Source organism: Photobacterium kagoshimensis (genome assembly GCF_050337045.1).
Lineage (GTDB): Bacteria > Pseudomonadota > Gammaproteobacteria > Enterobacterales > Vibrionaceae > Photobacterium > Photobacterium kagoshimensis.
This window is the reverse complement of sequence record NZ_JAKJSO010000008.1, coordinates 472,357-489,672: the sequence shown is the minus strand read 5'-3', so window position 1 is coordinate 489,672 and position 17,316 is coordinate 472,357. Positions and strand designations below refer to the sequence as shown.

At 43.9% G+C, this 17,316-nt stretch carries 20 protein-coding genes; 15 read left to right on the top strand and 5 right to left on the bottom strand.

Annotated elements, in window-relative coordinates:
• Nucleotides 1–107 precede the first annotated feature (107 nt).
• Genes bioB through bioD form a run of 4 tightly spaced genes read left to right on the top strand, consistent with a single transcriptional unit; the run spans nucleotide 108 to nucleotide 3,847 of the window.
• Nucleotides 108–1,160: a biotin synthase BioB gene (gene bioB / locus L4C35_RS02775; protein WP_428461439.1), complete on the top strand. Its 1,053-nt coding sequence runs from the start codon at nucleotides 108–110 to the stop codon at nucleotides 1,158–1,160.
• 30 nt (nucleotides 1,161–1,190) lie between these two features.
• Nucleotides 1,191–2,342: an 8-amino-7-oxononanoate synthase gene (bioF, locus tag L4C35_RS02770; protein WP_428461438.1), complete on the top strand. Its 1,152-nt coding sequence runs from the start codon at nucleotides 1,191–1,193 to the stop codon at nucleotides 2,340–2,342.
• Nucleotides 2,335–3,174: a malonyl-ACP O-methyltransferase BioC gene (bioC, locus tag L4C35_RS02765; RefSeq protein WP_428461437.1), complete on the top strand. Its 840-nt coding sequence runs from the start codon at nucleotides 2,335–2,337 to the stop codon at nucleotides 3,172–3,174. The genes bioF and bioC overlap by 8 nt, the downstream gene beginning before the upstream one ends.
• Nucleotides 3,167–3,847: a dethiobiotin synthase gene (gene bioD / locus L4C35_RS02760; protein WP_428461436.1), complete on the top strand. Its 681-nt coding sequence runs from the start codon at nucleotides 3,167–3,169 to the stop codon at nucleotides 3,845–3,847. The genes bioC and bioD overlap by 8 nt, the downstream gene beginning before the upstream one ends.
• Nucleotides 3,848–3,977: 130 nt before the next feature.
• Here bioD and L4C35_RS02755 read toward each other — a convergent pair whose 3' ends face one another.
• Nucleotides 3,978–4,523 (bottom strand): hypothetical protein, encoded by a 546-nt coding sequence (locus L4C35_RS02755; RefSeq protein ID WP_428461435.1) that lies wholly within the window; start codon nucleotides 4,521–4,523, stop codon nucleotides 3,978–3,980.
• 194 nt (nucleotides 4,524–4,717) lie between these two features.
• The gene (locus L4C35_RS02750; protein ID WP_428461434.1) at nucleotides 4,718–5,617 is read right to left on the bottom strand and encodes a DUF723 domain-containing protein; all 900 of its coding nucleotides are present in this window, start codon (nucleotides 5,615–5,617) and stop codon (nucleotides 4,718–4,720) included.
• A 555-nt stretch (nucleotides 5,618–6,172) separates the two neighbouring features.
• On the opposite strand from L4C35_RS02750, the gene L4C35_RS02745 reads away from it, so the two are divergent.
• The 10 genes from L4C35_RS02745 to L4C35_RS02700 all read left to right on the top strand — a co-directional run bounded on the left by L4C35_RS02745 (nucleotide 6,173) and on the right by L4C35_RS02700 (nucleotide 13,674).
• The gene (locus tag L4C35_RS02745; RefSeq protein ID WP_428461433.1) at nucleotides 6,173–6,571 is read left to right on the top strand and encodes an ATP synthase subunit I; all 399 of its coding nucleotides are present in this window, start codon (nucleotides 6,173–6,175) and stop codon (nucleotides 6,569–6,571) included.
• Between the two features lies 1 nt (nucleotide 6,572).
• Complete coding sequence (atpB, locus tag L4C35_RS02740) at nucleotides 6,573–7,343, top strand: F0F1 ATP synthase subunit A (RefSeq protein WP_048897162.1); 771 nt, start codon at nucleotides 6,573–6,575, stop codon at nucleotides 7,341–7,343.
• 48 nt (nucleotides 7,344–7,391) lie between these two features.
• On the top strand, nucleotides 7,392–7,628 hold the full coding sequence (gene atpE, locus L4C35_RS02735; protein WP_004730405.1) for a F0F1 ATP synthase subunit C: 237 nt from the start codon (nucleotides 7,392–7,394) through the stop codon (nucleotides 7,626–7,628).
• A gap of 53 nt (nucleotides 7,629–7,681) precedes the next feature.
• A complete protein-coding gene (gene atpF, locus L4C35_RS02730; protein WP_428461432.1) occupies nucleotides 7,682–8,152 on the top strand; it encodes a F0F1 ATP synthase subunit B in 471 nt (156 codons plus the stop codon).
• A 13-nt stretch (nucleotides 8,153–8,165) separates the two neighbouring features.
• On the top strand, nucleotides 8,166–8,714 hold the full coding sequence (locus tag L4C35_RS02725) for a F0F1 ATP synthase subunit delta (RefSeq protein WP_048897164.1): 549 nt from the start codon (nucleotides 8,166–8,168) through the stop codon (nucleotides 8,712–8,714).
• A gap of 13 nt (nucleotides 8,715–8,727) precedes the next feature.
• Entirely contained in the window at nucleotides 8,728–10,269 is a 1,542-nt protein-coding gene (gene atpA / locus L4C35_RS02720; protein ID WP_107302409.1) for a F0F1 ATP synthase subunit alpha, read from the top strand.
• A gap of 53 nt (nucleotides 10,270–10,322) precedes the next feature.
• A complete protein-coding gene (gene atpG / locus L4C35_RS02715) occupies nucleotides 10,323–11,198 on the top strand; it encodes a F0F1 ATP synthase subunit gamma (protein ID WP_048897165.1) in 876 nt (291 codons plus the stop codon).
• A gap of 34 nt (nucleotides 11,199–11,232) precedes the next feature.
• Entirely contained in the window at nucleotides 11,233–12,618 is a 1,386-nt protein-coding gene (gene atpD / locus L4C35_RS02710) for a F0F1 ATP synthase subunit beta (RefSeq protein ID WP_428461431.1), read from the top strand.
• A gap of 11 nt (nucleotides 12,619–12,629) precedes the next feature.
• Complete coding sequence (locus L4C35_RS02705) at nucleotides 12,630–13,073, top strand: F0F1 ATP synthase subunit epsilon (RefSeq protein WP_428461430.1); 444 nt, start codon at nucleotides 12,630–12,632, stop codon at nucleotides 13,071–13,073.
• Between the two features lie 214 nt (nucleotides 13,074–13,287).
• Nucleotides 13,288–13,674, top strand: a complete 387-nt coding sequence (locus L4C35_RS02700) for a thiol-disulfide oxidoreductase DCC family protein (RefSeq protein ID WP_428461429.1) — start codon at nucleotides 13,288–13,290, stop codon at nucleotides 13,672–13,674.
• A gap of 30 nt (nucleotides 13,675–13,704) precedes the next feature.
• Here L4C35_RS02700 and L4C35_RS02695 read toward each other — a convergent pair whose 3' ends face one another.
• On the bottom strand, nucleotides 13,705–14,562 hold the full coding sequence (locus L4C35_RS02695) for a helix-turn-helix transcriptional regulator (RefSeq protein WP_428461428.1): 858 nt from the start codon (nucleotides 14,560–14,562) through the stop codon (nucleotides 13,705–13,707).
• A 183-nt stretch (nucleotides 14,563–14,745) separates the two neighbouring features.
• Here L4C35_RS02695 and L4C35_RS02690 point away from each other — a divergent pair, with 183 nt between their 5' ends.
• Nucleotides 14,746–14,919 (top strand): hypothetical protein, encoded by a 174-nt coding sequence (locus L4C35_RS02690; RefSeq protein ID WP_428461427.1) that lies wholly within the window; start codon nucleotides 14,746–14,748, stop codon nucleotides 14,917–14,919.
• A 106-nt stretch (nucleotides 14,920–15,025) separates the two neighbouring features.
• Here the strand turns inward: L4C35_RS02690 and L4C35_RS02685 are convergent, their stop codons facing one another.
• Both L4C35_RS02685 and L4C35_RS02680 read right to left on the bottom strand, forming a co-directional pair.
• Nucleotides 15,026–15,739 (bottom strand): HAD family hydrolase, encoded by a 714-nt coding sequence (locus L4C35_RS02685; protein ID WP_372020320.1) that lies wholly within the window; start codon nucleotides 15,737–15,739, stop codon nucleotides 15,026–15,028.
• Between the two features lie 227 nt (nucleotides 15,740–15,966).
• Nucleotides 15,967–17,139, bottom strand: coding sequence for a MerR family transcriptional regulator (locus tag L4C35_RS02680; protein WP_428461426.1), 1,173 nt, complete (start codon nucleotides 17,137–17,139; stop codon nucleotides 15,967–15,969).
• Nucleotides 17,140–17,316: the final 177 nt, after the last annotated feature.

The window sequence follows — 17,316 nt, the reverse complement described above, 5'->3', positions numbered from 1 at the left end:
CACCAATCGGTGAGTTATCACAATAATAACAAACAGTTAAGCATGTCGATTTATGCAATTAGTCATGCAAGATGTGTACTTAATTGCGAAAGAAAGAGGTTATACACGTGGAAGTAAGACACGACTGGACAGTCGCGGAAGTTCAAGCCTTATTTGATAAGCCCTTTATGGATTTGGTGTTTGAAGCACAGCAGATCCATCGCCAATATCACGAGCCTAACAAGGTTCAGGTGAGTACCTTGTTGTCTATTAAAACAGGAGCTTGTCCAGAAGATTGTAAATACTGCCCGCAAAGTGCGCATTATCGTACTGATGTTGAGCGTGAGCGTCTACTTGAAGTAGAACAAGTGCTTGATGCTGCCAATAAAGCAAAAGTATCTGGTGCAACTCGCTTCTGTATGGGGGCTGCGTGGAAAAACCCGAAAGAGCGCGATATGCCTTACCTGTTGGATATGATCCGCGGGGTAAAAGAAATGGGTTTAGAAACCTGTATGACACTAGGTATGATCACAGGCGATCAAGCTAATGTGTTAGCGGATGCTGGTTTAGATTATTACAACCATAATCTAGATACCTCACCGGAATATTACGGCAGCATTATCACCACGCGTACTTACCAAGATCGCCTCGATACACTGAGCCATGTACGTGATTCAGGTATGAAAATTTGCTCGGGCGGTATTATTGGCATGGGTGAAAGTTCACGTGACCGTGCAGCTCTGCTGGTTGAATTAGCGAACTTGCCAACGCACCCTGAAAGTGTACCAATTAACATGCTGGTGAAAGTGAAGGGTACGCCACTAGAAAATGTGGATGACGTTGACCCATTCGATTTTGTTCGTATTGTTGCTGTGGCTCGTATCATTATGCCCGAATCTGCTGTTCGACTTTCGGCTGGGCGTGAAGACATGAATGAGCAAATGCAAACACTGTGCTTTATGGCGGGTGCCAATTCAGTTTTTTACGGTTGTAAGCTGCTGACGACACCAAATCCAGGTGAAGATAAAGACATGCAGCTGTTTGCTAAATTAGGTATTAATAGCCAAGAACATGCCGCTAAGCCTGATGAGATTCAAGAGCATGAGTTGCTTGATCGTGTGGCGGAACGTGTTGCTGCTCGTCCAGGTAAAGACGACTTGTTTTATGATGCGACTGTTTAGCATTGCATCGGTTTAACAAGGCTTTTTACCATGTCTCGGTTTAACGAACACATCATACAAGCACTGGCGGAACGCCATCAACAAGGGCTATACCGACAGCGTGTGTGCCTTGAACGTACAGCGCAGCACGTTAATCATCATGGTAAGTCGCTACTAAACTTCTCCTCAAATGATTACCTTGGTTTAGCGCAAGAGCCGCAACTGCTTCAAGCGTGGCAACAAGGTTTGCAACGCTTTGGAGCAGGTAGCGGGGCATCACCACTCGTCACGGGTTTTAATCAACCTCATAGGCAGTTAGAACAACAGCTTGCAGAGTGGCTAGGCTACGACCGCGCATTACTGTTCAACAGTGGCTTTAGCGCGAATCAAGCGGTGTTGTTTAGTTTACTAAATAAAACGCACTGCCTGCTGCAAGATAAACTGAACCATGCCTCACTCATGGAAGCGGGCATGTTATCACCCGCATCCATGAAACGCTTTAAGCACAATGATACAGCTCATCTCCAGCGACTACTTAGCCAACAAGCGAACCAAGCCTCTTTGGTGGTTACTGAAGGTGTCTTCAGTATGGATGGCGATCTCGCGCCATTAGCTGAAATCTCCAACATGACGCAAGCCGCCGATGCTTGGTTGATGGTAGACGATGCACATGGCTGCGGTGTCCTAGGAGAAAAAGGACGAGGCAGTTGCGACTTAGCCAAGATAAAAGCCGATATTCTGGTTGTTACTTTTGGCAAAGCGTTTGGTTTACAAGGCGCAGCCGTGCTGTGTAGCGAAGAGACTGCTGAATATTTGGTGCAATTTGCTCGTCACTTTATCTATTCGACCGCCATCCCCCCTGCGCAAGCCTTTGCTCTTTCTAAAGCGTGCGCACTGATTCAACAAGATGATTGGCGTCGTGAAAAACTGGCGCACCTAAGCCACGAATTCGAACAGGCCTTAGATAGTGCTATTGAGTTTACCAATACGCCTTCGCCTATTAAACCGTTACTGGTGGGCTGTAGTGATAAAGCAATGCAGCTATCTCACGCGATAAACCAGCGTGGGTGCTGGGTAAGTGCAATACGCCCGCCTACAGTACCTGTTAATAGTGCCAGATTGCGCATTACATTAACGGCTAGCCATAGCATCGAAGATGTTAAATATCTCGCAACAACAATCAATGAGGTGATGTATGACTGATGTTGCTAAAAAGGTGTCGAACCTAAATCGTACCGAACTAACAGAACCTAACTCATGCGCAGATAAAAGTGCAATTGCAGCCGCCTTTGGTAAGGCTGCGGCTAACTATGATAAATCTGCCGCTTTTCAACGCTTAGTTGGCCATCAACTTATGGAGAAGTTGCCAGCACTTGTTCCTGTGGGCAGCAAGCTACTCGATTTAGGCTGTGGTACGGGATATTTTTCGCAGCAACTTGCTAACCGTGGATTTGATGTTTGCGCGACAGACTTATCATCTGAAATGTTGGAGCAGGCGAAATTACGTTGTGGTAACCAAGTCACTTATCAACAAGGTGATGCAGAAGATCTGCCTTTTGCGGATAATAGCTTTGATATTGCATATACCACTTTAGCGCTACAGTGGTGCTCTGATTTATCTGTACCCTTGAAAGAGTTACGACGTGTGGTCAAACCAGGTGGTTGTATTTTATTCACCACATTGGCAGAAAATTCACTCCATGAGCTTCGTTATGCGTGGCTGCAGGTTGATCAATATCAACATGTGAACCATTTTCTTTCGCAAAAGGCGGTAAAACTTGCGCTGGCGCAAGCGGGGGGAGAAATCGATACCCTAAAATTCCTCCCGATTACAGTGAAATACAATACGGCAGTTGAACTCATGAAAGACCTGAAAGGGATAGGGGCGACGCATCTGCAGCGGGAACGCAAAGCAGGCTTAGCTAGTCGCAAGACAATTCAGGCTTTAGAACGCGCTTACGATGAGTTTAGAGATGAGAAAGGCCAACTGCCAGCAACCTATCAAGTCTGTTTTGGAGTAATAATAAATGACTAACGCTTTCTTTGTGACAGGAACCGATACCGAAGTAGGTAAAACGGTTGCCTCGCGCGCAATTCTACAAGCTGCGGCTAGCGCGAATATCAAGATGGCAGGTTATAAGCCAGTAGCGTCAGACAGTGTAAAAACAGATGAAGGCATGCGTAATTCCGATGCGTTGTACATTCAAGAAGCCTCTGTTGTTGAACTAGCGTACGACGAAGTTAACCCTTATGCATTTGAAGCTGCGGTGTCACCACACCTAGCAGCAGAACAAGAAAATCGTGTTATTGAGTTTCCAGTGATTTCTGAAGGCCTTGCAGCGCTGAAAGAAAAATCGGAAGCGGTATTAGTTGAAGGTGCAGGCGGTTGGCGTGTTCCTGTTTCTCGTACCGACTACCTATCAAGCTGGGTGAAGCAAGAGAAGCTACCTGTTATCTTAGTTATCGGCGTAAAACTTGGCTGTATGAGCCATGCGATTCTAACGGCAGAAGCGATCCGTAACGACGGCTTAGAGCTTGTAGGTTGGGTTGCAAACCGAATTAACCCAGGTACAGAAAATTACGCAGAAATTATTCGCATGATGGAAGACAACCTAGGAGCCCCAAAACTAGGTGAAATCCCATACATGCCGAGTATTAAAAAGCGTGACTTGTCTAAGTACATCAACTTAGCACCGCTAGGGCTATAATTGACCAAATAACATTGGGTTAACTGTGAACGCGATTTACAGTATAAGACACACAGTAAAAAGCCGACTTTTGCGTCGGCTTTTTTGTGCGTGCTCTAAATCAACCACACTGAATGTGTTACTGCGCTAATTAGATATCGGTAGCGGGTTGGGGAGTCTTCATATCATACACCTTATCTACATACGCATTTACTTCAGACAGTTCACGAAAGTAGCCATACTTAGCTATGCTAGTGATCTCATCATCGGTGCAGTATTGAGGATCTTTGACCATAGCTTCAACGATATGAGTACTTGAAAGCAACGTAAATGAAGGGCAATCAACGAAACCATGTTCACGCGCGATGCTCTTTTGTCTTTGGTGTTCGATAATTTGACCTGGAATAGAAATGGCTAGTGCTGCAAGTGTTGTGACAGCAGTCAGTTTAACAGCGATACCTAAACTTTCTTTTCCAAAAAGTTGGAGCTTAAAAACACACCACACATAGGGAGGAATAAATAAAAATGTTCCATAGAAAACTAGATAGGTTGGATCTATATACACTATGGCGTAGTTATTGCTGATTTGCTTTGCCAATGTCTTAAATTCATAATAATTGATTAATTCGTTAGCGAAAAAGTAAAGGAATAGTATAGATAGAATTAAAACTGAGCTTAGAGCTAAAACCTTTTTCATCTAAAAGTAGGTTCCAAATGAACTGCTGTTCAACTGGAACACTGTACTTTGAATGTTTGTTTTTTGCATTGGCAGACAGTTCCCCGAAATTATTAGCACCGCATTCTAAAGAACAACTGGGGTTAGTGCTTTTTCAATTCAGGGAACTGCGTATGATATCTCAGTGCAGTGAAACTGATGGTTTAATGTGTTACTTAAATCAATCGAGTCACAGCGTGATGAAACACCGGGTGGTGTAAGAAGAAAGTGTGAAAGTGCGGTGAATGGGTTAGTAAAGGTTTTAGTAACCATAAGAAAAATGGTTGTAAACGACTACTCGTGAAACTCGGGCGACTTTGCGCTGCACAATGCGGGCATCCATTCCCTGCAAGGTGATTAAAAGGTAACTGCTCAAAGGTACCGTGAACTGCACAAGTGATTTTGCCTTTAGTGCGAGCGTTAACATAGACGAAATTTTCGTAGCTATAACGTTTATTATGCAGGGCTAAGGCTTGGCTAACAAAATCAGAGGTGGTTTTGGTACGATTACTCTTGGCACAGGCAGGACAACCCGCCCCGCGCAAGTGCGTGTCTGGTCGTTGCTCAAACGGGCCGTGTAGCGGGCAAGTAATGGTGGCTTTGGTTAATGCTCCTGCATAAACGAAGCGATCATAAAAGTATTTACCATGGTGGATAGCATAAGCGCGTTCAATGAATTGTTCTTGCGTCAAAGGGGTGGAGCGAGAACAACCCGGACAACCTTTTCCTGAGAGGTGCGAGTTAGGGCGTTGCTCAAATTCGCCATGGTGTGGACAAATGATGATACTTTTCTCGAGCGATCCACGATAAACAAACTTACTGTAGTCGTATTTGTCTTCATGCACCTTCTTCGCCTTTATCACAAACTCTTTTATTGTTTGTTTTTCTTTTCCTGCACACTTCGGGCAGCCACGGCCAGCAAGGTGGGCATCTGCTCGTTGTTCAAAGTCGCCATGGATAGGGCAAGTGACTAGACTTTTGGCTTTGGCGTTGGTGTACACGAAATTTTCATAACCGTATTTTCCGTTATGAAAAGCCCGTGCTTGTTCAACGAACATTGCTTTGGTTTTTCTCATTTCTACATCTTCGTCTCTATTGGCCTACCAGCTAATTAACTATAAATAGGTAGGCAAGATTATTGTCTTAAAGGAACATATTGATTTTTAAAAGGTTATTTTCGTTCCTTGTAGGTCTTGGTAGCATAACTATTCAGACCATATATGCATATTCCTACTAACTGATAACACAATCAACCACCAAAAATGAAAATCAATGATTGCAAAAATTGAGATTCCAATCACGTTTGGCGAGGCGTAGATTCAATGCCCTCTTCAAACCGTAATTTTATTTAAAATATCATTTTAATAAGAAATAAAAATAGCTTTTAATTAAAATCTCTCATCATATAAATTGTAAGATAATATATGTGTGGATGATTTAAATTGGAATGTGTTTTATGGTTGGAAATATAGAAAAATTAAAAATTACTTTATTTTTGTGTGACATTTAAAATCTATGTGTTAGTTTAAAAAAACACTTTGGGTTTTATTTTTATTACATCAGGTGTTTTATTTCTGATGATGTTTGGGAGGTGGTTTGATAAATAATTATTAACGTAAGAGGATATATCTATGGAAAGTTATTCCCCAGGGTCAGATATTATTTCTGTTGTAAAATCATTATTACTTGCACAATCAATTGTTGGTGCTCTTGTGATTTTATACCAAATAGTATTAGGAGACGCCCTGAGTGTTGAGTCAGCATTAATTGGCGTAGCTGTTGCTGTTGTTCCCTCTTTATTAGGTTTGCTTGCTGTTGCAGTAAAAGTTAAGCGTAATAACAGAAGTCATATCAGTGAACTGGCGTGGTTTAATGAGTCAATTAAATTGATATACACAGCAGTATTGATGCTTTTGGTTTCTAGGTTTATAGAAATCAATGAGATAGCTATGCTTGTGGCGTATTCCCTGACTTATATGGGAAGCTGTTTAACCCCTATACTTAACAAACCTCAATTTAGGATGACGTAAGGTGGAAATAGTTACTTCTGCTCATGAATATATTGAGCACCATCTGACATTTCTCACCGCAGGCGAAGGATTTTGGAGTATTAACTTAGACTCCATGTTCATGGTTTGGGTGTTAGGTTTAACTTTTATTGGTGTGTTTAGGTATGTTGCAACAAAAGGGACAAGTGGTGTTCCTGGTCGGTTGCAATGTTTTATTGAAATCACATTTGAATTTGTTAATAACCTAGTTAAGGAAATATTTAAAACAGAAGATAAATTAATAGGCCCTCTTTCATTAACGATATTCGTATGGGTGTTTTTAATGAATTCGATTGACTTGCTCCCTGTGGATTATGTGCCAATGATTGCGCGTACTCTTGGCTTTGAGCACTTTAGGGACCTACCATCAGCTGATATAAATGTTCCAATGTCGATGGCGATTGGTGTATTCATTCTTATTATTGGATATACACTCAAAAATAAAGGTTTAGTTGGATTTATTAAAGAATTAACCACCCAACCTTTTACTCATCCATTGTTGTATCCAGTGAACTTTATTTTGGAATTAGTAACACTGATCTCCAAGCCAATTTCACTTGGTCTACGACTATTCGGGAATATGTATGCAGGTGAGATGATTTTTATTCTTATCGCATTGATGCCTTGGTGGATGCAATGGGCACTGAGTGTGCCGTGGGCACTGTTCCACATCTTGATAGTGTTCTTACAAGCTTTCATTTTCATGGTACTGACAATTGTCTACCTAGGAATGGCAGTAGAAGAACAACATTGATTTTATTTTTTAAGTTACGTTTTTTCATAATTAGATTCGGAGTTATTCATGGATATTGTTAGTGCGGTTCTTTACGTTGCGGGTGCGCTGCTTATTGGTTTAGGTGCTGCAGGTGCAGCGAGCGGTATCGGTAACTTGGCCGGTAAATATCTTGAAGGTGTTGCACGTCAACCTGATTTGACCCCAATGCTACGTACTCAATTCTTCATCATGATGGGTCTGGTTGATGCGGTACCAATGATTGGCGTAGGTATCGGTCTGTACATTATCTTTGCTGTGGCATAAGTCATTCAACCACTCTTTTAAACAACATTGGGTTACCAAAAAGTGAGGATGGAATGAACTTAAATGCCACCATGCTAGGACAGGCACTGTCTTTCGTGATTTTTGTCTGGCTTTGTATGAAATATGTTTGGCCTCCTTTGACTGCATTGCTTGATGAGCGCCAGCGAACTATCGCTGAAGGTCTATCTCATACCGAGTATGCGGCGAAAGAGTTACAAATGGCGAAAGCCAATGGTGCAAAACTGATTGAAGATGCCAAACAGCAAGTAAGCAGCTTGGTTGAGCAGGGTAACAAGCGTCGTTCACAGATCATTGAAGACGCCAAGCTCGAAGCTGAGCAAGAAAAAGCCCGCATTATTGCGGCAGGGCAAACGGAGTTGGAAAGTGAGCGTAATCGTATTCGTGAAGAACTACGCCACGAAATGACGGCCTTGGTGATTGAGAGCGCTGAGAAATTGATTGACCGTCAACTAGACACGGACGCCAACCGAGCATTGGTTAATAAGATCATCACAGATCTGTAATAAGGGGTTAAGAATGTCCGATTCACAAACCATTGCTTACCCCTATGCAAAAGCGGCGTTTGATTATGCTCGCGATGCAGCCCAGCTTGAAGCTTGGGAAAATATGCTGGTAGTGATGAAAGAAGTCGCACAAGCGCCGTCTGTCGCCAGCCAAATCGAAGCACTTGATATGCTCGGCCCAGATGCGCATGAGGAATTTACTCAGTCTTTTCTGGCTATTTGTGAAGGCCTGCTAGATGAGTACGGACAGAATCTACTCAAGCTAATGGCAGAGAATGGCCGACTCGGTGTGTTGCCTCAGGTCGCAGAGCTTTATCAGACGTTCAAATCTGATTTTGAACGCACAGTTGAGGCTTGTGTAACAACAGCTGAGCCGCTGGATGAGCAGCAAAAAGATAGCTTAAGCCAAGCTCTGGAGCGGAAGTTGAACCGCACCGTTTCTCTGACTTGCCAGATCGATAAGACGCTGGTTGGAGGAATTAAGATCACTGCTGGTGAACTTGTGATTGATGGGTCGCTAAAAAGCGCTATTAATCGACTTGCGAGCCGCCTAGAGGTGTAATTAGGTACTAGACATGCAATTAAATTCAAATGAAATCAGCGATCTAATAAGACAACGGATCGCCTCCTTTAACGTAGCTAGCCAAGCACGTAATGAAGGCACAATTATCTCCGTAAGTGACGGTATCATCACCATTAACGGCCTTGCGGATGTAATGCAAGGCGAGATGATCGAACTTCCTGGCAACCGCTATGCACTTGCATTGAACCTTGAGCGCCATTCAGTCGGTGCTGTTGTTATGGGCCCTTATGCTGACCTTGCCGAAGGCATGACAGTAAAAGGGACTGGCCGTATTCTTGAAGTACCAGTAGGCAAAGGCTTACTCGGCCGTGTCGTTAATACGCTCGGTCAGCCACTAGATGGCAAAGGTGCGGTTGAAAATGATGGTTTTGCACCTGTCGAAATTATTGCCCCAGGGGTTATCGATCGTAAGTCGGTTGATCAACCGATTCAGACTGGTTACAAAGCCGTGGACTCCATGGTGCCAATTGGCCGTGGTCAGCGTGAATTGATCATCGGTGACCGCCAAACGGGTAAAACAGCGATGGCGATAGATGCCATCATCAACCAAAAAGAATCCGGTATTTACTCTGTTTACGTGGCAATTGGCCAGAAAGCCTCAACCATTGCTAACGTTGTACGCAAGCTAGAAGAAAATGGCGCCCTACAAAATACGATTGTGGTTGTAGCGTCTGCCTCTGAAGCGGCTGCACTGCAATATCTTGCGCCGTATGCTGGTTGTACTATGGGTGAGTATTTCCGCGACCGTGGTGAAGACGCACTGATTGTTTACGATGACTTGTCTAAACAAGCTGTTGCTTACCGCCAAATTTCGCTGCTTCTTAAACGCCCACCGGGTCGTGAAGCCTTCCCTGGTGACGTGTTCTATCTTCACTCCCGTTTGCTAGAACGTGCAGCGCGTGTCAACGAAGATTATGTCGCGAGTTTCACCAATGGTGAAGTAACAGGTAAGACGGGTTCACTCACCGCACTACCTATTATCGAAACGCAAGCTGGTGACGTATCTGCCTTCGTTCCGACCAACGTTATTTCTATCACAGATGGTCAGATCTTCTTACAGACTCACTTGTTCAATGCGGGCTTACGCCCAGCGGTTGACCCAGGTATTTCGGTCTCTCGTGTTGGTGGTGCTGCTCAGACCAAGATCATTAAGAAACTGTCTGGTGGTATTCGTACTGCATTGGCGCAATACCGTGAGTTAGCCGCGTTTGCTCAGTTCTCATCTGACCTAGATGACGCAACACGCAAACAGTTAGACCACGGTGAAAAAGTGACTGAGCTAATGAAGCAGAAACAGTATTCACCTATGTCTGTTGCTGAACAGGCGATTGCTATTTTTGCGGCTGAAAAAGGCTACCTCAACGAGATCCCATTAGCGAGTATCGGTGAATTTGAAGCTGAGTTAATGGCTTTTGCTAAGAGCTCACAAGCTGAATTGCTATCGTCAATCAATGCATCGGGTAATTACAACGATGAGATTGAAACTAATCTGCACAACCTGTTGAAGACCTTCATGGACACCCAGTCGTTTTAATTGTCAGGGTAAGCCGCTCAGCGGCATAGCAACGAGGTAGACAGGAGCGAAAAATGGCAAACGCAAAAGAAATTCGCACCAAGATCAGTAGTGTTCAGAACACCCAGAAGATCACCAGTGCGATGGAAATGGTTGCCGCGAGCAAGATGCGTAAGGTGCAAGACAACATGGTGCTGACACGCCCTTATGCAGACAACATGCGTAAGGTGATCAGTCACGTTGTTTCAGGCTCGTTGGAATATAAGCATCCATATCTTGAAGAACGCGAAGTTAAACGGGTTGCGTACATCATTATTTCTTCTGACCGAGGATTGTGTGGTGGCTTGAATAACAACCTGTTCAAGAAAGTGCTGGGTGAGATGCAGCAATGGCGTGAGAAAGGGGTAGAGGTTGATACTTCTTTGATTGGCTCTAAAGCCATCTCTTTCTTTCACCGTATCGGTAATGTTGTTGCTCAGACCTCTGGTCTGGGTGACAAACCTAAGTTGGAAGATGTGCTTGGCCCGGTGAAAGCCATGCTAGAGCATTACGACGAGGGCCGAATTGATCGCTTACATCTGGTGTATAACGAATTTGTTAACACCATGGTGCAAAAGCCACAAGTGGTGCAGTTACTACCACGGCCAGAGTTGGCACAAGTTGATGATGCTAACAGTAAAAAAACGTCAGGCCGTTGGGACTACATCTATGAGCAAGACCCGAAGGCACTACTGGATGAATTAATGCTGCGATATATCGAATCGCAGGTTTATCAGGGAACGGTTGAGAGCTGTGCATGTGAGCAAGCCGCACGAATGGTGGCAATGAAAGCAGCAACCGATAATGCAGGCAACCTGATAAATGATCTCCAGTTGGTTTACAACAAAGCCCGACAGGCCGCCATCACTCAAGAGTTGAGTGAAATTGTAGCTGGTGCCCAAGCTGTGTAATACCAAGCTAACAATGAATTTCCGAGGATAACAAATGAGTACGGGTAAAATTGTCAAAGTCATCGGCGCAGTCGTTGATGTGGAATTTGACCAGAATAGTGTGCCACGCGTATACGATGCACTGAATATTATTGATGATGGTCATGCTTCATTAGTGCTGGAAGTCCAGCAGCAAATTGGTAGTGGTGTCGTTCGTTGTATTGCAATGGGTTCATCAGATGGTTTACGCCGTGGCCTGAATGTTCATAACACAGGCTCACCAATCTCTGTACCAGTAGGTGAAGCAACCCTGGGCCGTATCATGGATGTGCTAGGCACACCGATTGATGAATGTGGTGAAATTGGTGAAGAAATGACTTATGCCATTCACCGTGAAGCCCCTTCTTACGAAGAGCAAGCCAACAGTGCTGAGCTGCTTGAAACTGGCGTGAAAGTGATCGACTTGATCTGTCCGTTTGCCAAAGGCGGCAAGATCGGTTTATTCGGTGGTGCAGGTGTAGGTAAAACCGTCAACATGATGGAACTTATCAACAATATCGCAAAAGCACACTCAGGTTTGTCAGTGTTCACTGGTGTTGGGGAACGTACCCGTGAAGGTAACGACTTCTATTACGAGATGAAAGAAGCGGGTGTACTCGACAAAGTTGCCATGGTGTACGGGCAAATGAATGAGCCCCCAGGTAACCGTCTACGTGTTGCTTTAACAGGTTTGACTATCGCTGAACGTTTCCGTGATGAAGGCCGTGATGTGTTGTTATTCATCGATAACATTTACCGTTATACCTTAGCTGGTACAGAAGTATCAGCACTTCTTGGCCGTATGCCATCAGCGGTAGGTTACCAACCTACATTGGCTGAAGAGATGGGTGTATTACAAGAGCGTATTACATCAACCAAGAAAGGTTCGATCACCTCGATCCAAGCAGTATATGTCCCTGCGGATGACTTAACGGATCCGTCTCCAGCAACAACGTTCGCGCACTTAGATGCAACGGTTGTACTGTCACGTAACATTGCCGCGCTAGGTTTATATCCTGCGATTGATCCACTTGATTCAACGTCACGTCAGCTTGATCCGCTGATTGTTGGTCAGGAGCACTACCAAGTCGCTCGTGGTGTACAAACTGTATTGCAACGTTACAAAGAACTGAAAGATATCATCGCGATTTTGGGTATGGATGAGCTGTCAGAAGAAGATAAGCAAACCGTTTCCCGCGCTCGTAAGATTGAACGTTTTTTAACTCAGCCTTACCACGTTGCAGAAGTGTTTACAGGTCAGACTGGTGTGTTTGTTTCACTGAAAGAAACCATCGAAGGCTTTAAAGGGCTGCTAAATGGCGAGTATGACGATATCCCAGAGCAGGCATTCCTGTACTGCGGCAGTATCGATGAAGTAATTGAAAAAGCGAAGCAGATGTAAAGGGGTAAATTATGGCAATTGGCGTTACTGAAAATACGTTCCAGCTCAACATTGTGAGTGCCGAAGGCCCACTGTTTTCTGGTCCGGCCCATGCGCTGGCGATTGCAGGGTTCGATGGTGAATTAGGTATTCGCCCGGGCCACTCTCCTTTGCTCAGTGGGATAAAACCAGGTGTGGCGAGTTTCGTTACCGGTCTAAAGGATCCTGAAGAAATCCTTTATATCTCGGGTGGGATTGTTGAAGTACAACCTTCAGTAGTAACCGTGCTGGCTGATACAGCTATGCACGGGAAGGACATCGACAAAGCCCGCGCGGACGAGGCACGCCGTGCAGCGGAAGAGAACATTGTTAAGCATGCTAACGATGTGAACTTCGCTCAGGCGCAAATGGATTTGGCAAAAGCAATGGCGCAACTTCGTGCCGTTGAGTTAAGCCAGAAACAGATGCGCCGATAGACCGATATTGCAGTCTGGACACGGCTTACCGACCGCTTGTCCAGATTGAAATACGGTTTCAGAAAAGCTAATTAAATTTCATTTCCAGAGTTGTCTTTGCCCCGAACAGTACTGAGTTCGGGGCTTTTTTTTATCTGAAATTTATTAAACGATGATCGAAACAGGCTTAATCGCGTACATTAGGGTAAATACATTCACTGTACTGAAGGTCGTAATGATTAAGCTCACGGTATTTTATGATGGAACATGTCCGCTTTGTTCAAAAGAAATGTCAGCGCTGGCAGCAAAAGATCACCAGCGTGTTATTCAAATCGTGGACATCTACAGTGACGCTTTTAGTGCATACCCTCAAATTGATGCGAACGCAGCTAATACTGTGCTGCATGCATTAGATGATAAAGGGCAGTTATTACTGGGATTAGACGTCACGCATCGTGCATGGCAGTTAGTTGGGCGAGGCTGGTTATACGCACCCTTGCGTTGGCCCCTGATCAAACCCTTTGTCGATTGTTTTTACCTATTCTTTGCTAAAAATAGATACCGTTTTTCATTTTGGTTAACCGGTAAATCGCGTTGTGACAGTGGAACATGCGTAAAATAGTACATAAGTCTGCTCACGATATTACCCCATCTATATCTTACTCATTGCCGCTCGATAAGCCGTCGGAGTGACCTGCTTATACGCTTTAAACTGACGGTTAAAGTTGGCTTGGTTATCGTATCCTACCTTTTGGATAATAATATTTATCGGTAAGCGGGTATTCATCAGTAAATCGCAGGCAACATTCAGTCGGATCTTCTTTAAATGTTGGCTGAAGCTTTCGTTATAGTGCTTTTGATATAGCCTCCGAACGCTACTCTCACTGATATACAAATGATTAGCCAGATCGTTAAGGCTAATATCATTTGCAAAGTTTTTCATTAAAAACGCCTCAGATTTACCAATACGTTCATTGGCTAATTCATCATCAATGTTTGTTGTAACAATACTCATCAATTGCTGCGCTTGTTTATCTTTAAGTAGCAGTGAAAACAATGAAAATAGCGTGGTGAGTTGCTGGTGAGGTGGCATATCAATCACACCAGCTAATAATTGCGCTGCGCGCTCTGCTGTATCGGTAGAGAACTGTATGCCATGGCTCGCGTTTGAGAGTAGCCGTTTTAGGGGTTCTAACTCGTGGCAACAGGCGATGAGTTGCTGAACCCAATCTTTACGAAACCAAATGACATGTGTTTCACACTGAGTGTGTTGGCCGTCAGTATTGGAAAACATGGCATGGGGTAGGTCAGGGCCGATAAGTACCATATGATTATGCTGAATATTGCTCTGGTGGTGGCCAACAAAACAACAACCTTGAAAGTGACGATGAATGGCGAGTTCATACTCCTTGTGTCGGTGCCAGCCATAGCTTTTACTGCCTTCAACGATCTTTCGGTATCGCCAAGAAGCGCCAATGCGCTGAGGTACTTTTTCAAGGTGTCCCTTCATTATTTTGCCTTCATTCTTTATTTCCACCGATGGTTACGGGTGGTTTTTAGGTATTGAAATTATACTGAAAACAGCCTTGTTATGTTTATATTGCGCGAAAAGTACTGCAATCTGCTTGTCTGATACTCATGTGGTTAGCTGAGGTCAATATACTTTCAATGTCCACTACATTGGAGAATTAAGATGACATCACTTAAACAAAAAATAGAACAGCTTATCGCTATTAATCGTCAACAATGGCTTGCAGAGTGTGTTTATCGGTACGGATTAAAAAGTGCAGATATGTGGCGGTTATATGGCTACGCTTCCAATGATGATTACAGGAAGGATTTAGCGCGGAGCTTACAGCAAAAGTAATATCGATATTTCCCCCACAAATGATAAGCAGGGGGGCTTTTATCGACTTCGTTGGTTGCAACATCTTTGTGACTTCAGGGGGAGAGAAGTTCGCAAAAGCCGTTAGCTACGATAAGTACGGTACACAGAGAGTGGTTAATTCTGTTGGTGTGTGAATAATGAAGTCTGGCTGGGTAGCCCAGTGCTTAGGTAGTGCACCGCTGTAGGTGACAGCAACAGAAATAACGGTTGTATTATCACCCAATGCTGCATTCATGTTTTTAGCAAAAAGAACATCCGCTTCATGATCGCCAATGTACATAATGGTTTTGTTTTCAGGGCTATCAAATAACTGGTTAAAACATAACAAGCCGCTCTCTGGTGATGGCTTTTGCCCTGAGCTAGCAACATCATCGTAGCCTATAATCGCTTTAAAATAGGGATCAACGTGTGCATCCGTTAATACATTTAAAATGTTTTGTGAGGCATTTTGTGAGCAAATACCATGAGGGATCGAGGATAGATCTCTGATAGTGCAGTCTATACCTGTAAACAGTTGGACGGGGGTTGTATTTGTTAATTGATGTTCAGCCCATAATGAACCTGCAATTAACATTTCTGATTCTGTCATACCGTAATAGCGTACATAAAGATCTTGCCAATTTTTGGCCGCATGGTTTACCTGATGATAGGCCGCTTCACTTTGTAGGCATTCAGGTAGGTTGTCGCCTGTGAGGTGGGGGGCAACGATGGATAAAATATGCTTCGTAATATCGATGTTTTTGGGGACTGAGTTAACGAGTGTTCCATCATAGTCCCAAAGGATCGCATCTAATTTCATTTATTTTCTCGTACTTTGATACCCAGTCGGGGCAAACGACTAGGTGTTATTATTAGTTGTGTTGGTATGAATATATCGGAAAATATAAGCCGAAACAGGCTTAAAACGTCCACGTAAGGAAACAATGAGTTGATTGCTTATTGAGGATATAAGCGAAAAAGCGTTGAGCTTGTTAGAGGGGGATTCACACCATGACACTTTCGAAATGATGTGAATAGCCAGAATAGTTAGCGCCGATTTCTTAAGATAAACATTTGATAACCAAATTGACCAAGGTAGCGGGTGTAGATATTGGCCTCTTTGTTTATATCTTGCAGGGCTGTAGACGCTGGCATGCCAGCCTCAAGTTCTTTCACTCGCGATTTGAGTGGCTCGTAATAGTTTTGCCATGCTTCCTCATTGAGTGTGAAGTGCTCAATGACGTCAAAACCTGCGGCCTTGATTTGTGCTAAACGTGTCGCAACAGTCTGAATATCAGGGTACTCCTGTTTCCAAAATTCAATTGCTTCATCATCTGGTGCGTCGGTCAACCATACAAGGTCACTGAGCATCATAATACCGTCGTCAGTCAGCAAAGGCTTCCATGTGGATAGGGCCTTGGTGACCCCCATGATGTAAGCGCTCCCTTCAGCCCAAATCAAATCAAAACTATTGTGGGGAAAGGGCATATCCGTCATGCTGGCACACACAGTTGTAAGCCTATGAGCTAAGTGATTGGCTATGAATCGCTCGTTGAGTCGTTGCAGGGCTGACTCTTCGTTATCCACCGCTGTGATTGATGCATCGGTGTGGTTTGCTAATAAGTGAGTTGCTAGCCCCTTACCACAGCCCACTTCGAGAATAGTGCTCGGTGTATGTGGAACTAAGGAGAGTGCTTTTAACGTTTCGCTTTCAGAACCAGGCGCCCAACGTTCAAGTGTTTCAAAGACCTTCATAAAGTCGGCCATGTAAGTGTCGTGTTCGTTCATGTCTTTTGATAACCATTTTAAGTGCAAAGCTTCTTTTTCCGTAAAGCCTTGCTTTATTAACCAGTCTAAATGTGCATCTGGCGCGACTTTATCAACGCTCTCATGCCATGCTTTAAGGTCACCTTCACCCAGTAATGCAGCAAGCAATTGACGAGATTGCTGCTTTTTCGCAATTTCTTCATCCAAGGTTACTAAACGGTTTGCCAGTAACTGGCGATCCACTTTTGCTTCTAAGCACGCTTTACACTCTTTGAGTGTTAATCCACCAGATTGCAGTTGTTGAATAAGGCGAATGCGCTGTAAATCTTTATCACTGTATACGCGGTAGCCGTTGTCGAGACGATGACCTTTAATGAGTTGTTGTTTCTCGTAATAGAGCAAAGCCGTGCGTGATAAGCCCACTTGCTCTGCAAGTTCTGATATTCGATACACTGTTTGTCTCCACACGATTGTTTGAACCAAGGCACTGTAAACTGTAAAGCTGTAGACAGGTCAATATTAATAATCATCTAATTTATAGCTTATCAAGCGACAAGCAAAGTAAGGATGGGTTTGCTGATAGGCCAAGAGGAAACCCACATCATCACTAAAGCGTGATGATGTGAGTTG

Bases quoted from the DNA above. Each gene is read 5' to 3' on its own strand.
- atpF (WP_428461432.1), top strand. From the start codon at position 7,682: ATGAACTTAAATGCCACCATGCTAGGACAGGCACTGTCTTTCGTGATT.
- L4C35_RS02705 (WP_428461430.1), top strand. From the start codon at position 12,630: ATGGCAATTGGCGTTACTGAAAATACGTTCCAGCTCAACATTGTGAGT.
- atpA (WP_107302409.1), top strand. From the start codon at position 8,728: ATGCAATTAAATTCAAATGAAATCAGCGATCTAATAAGACAACGGATC.
- L4C35_RS02685 (WP_372020320.1), bottom strand. From the start codon at position 15,739: ATGAAATTAGATGCGATCCTTTGGGACTATGATGGAACACTCGTTAAC.
- L4C35_RS02750 (WP_428461434.1), bottom strand. From the start codon at position 5,617: ATGAGAAAAACCAAAGCAATGTTCGTTGAACAAGCACGGGCTTTTCAT.
- L4C35_RS02690 (WP_428461427.1), top strand. From the start codon at position 14,746: ATGACATCACTTAAACAAAAAATAGAACAGCTTATCGCTATTAATCGT.
- bioF (WP_428461438.1), top strand. From the start codon at position 1,191: ATGTCTCGGTTTAACGAACACATCATACAAGCACTGGCGGAACGCCAT.
- L4C35_RS02745 (WP_428461433.1), top strand. From the start codon at position 6,173: ATGGAAAGTTATTCCCCAGGGTCAGATATTATTTCTGTTGTAAAATCA.
- atpG (WP_048897165.1), top strand. From the start codon at position 10,323: ATGGCAAACGCAAAAGAAATTCGCACCAAGATCAGTAGTGTTCAGAAC.
- L4C35_RS02700 (WP_428461429.1), top strand. From the start codon at position 13,288: ATGATTAAGCTCACGGTATTTTATGATGGAACATGTCCGCTTTGTTCA.
- L4C35_RS02755 (WP_428461435.1), bottom strand. From the start codon at position 4,523: ATGAAAAAGGTTTTAGCTCTAAGCTCAGTTTTAATTCTATCTATACTA.
- bioD (WP_428461436.1), top strand. From the start codon at position 3,167: ATGACTAACGCTTTCTTTGTGACAGGAACCGATACCGAAGTAGGTAAA.
- L4C35_RS02725 (WP_048897164.1), top strand. From the start codon at position 8,166: ATGTCCGATTCACAAACCATTGCTTACCCCTATGCAAAAGCGGCGTTT.
- bioC (WP_428461437.1), top strand. From the start codon at position 2,335: ATGACTGATGTTGCTAAAAAGGTGTCGAACCTAAATCGTACCGAACTA.
- L4C35_RS02695 (WP_428461428.1), bottom strand. From the start codon at position 14,562: ATGAAGGGACACCTTGAAAAAGTACCTCAGCGCATTGGCGCTTCTTGG.
- atpD (WP_428461431.1), top strand. From the start codon at position 11,233: ATGAGTACGGGTAAAATTGTCAAAGTCATCGGCGCAGTCGTTGATGTG.
- atpE (WP_004730405.1), top strand. From the start codon at position 7,392: ATGGATATTGTTAGTGCGGTTCTTTACGTTGCGGGTGCGCTGCTTATT.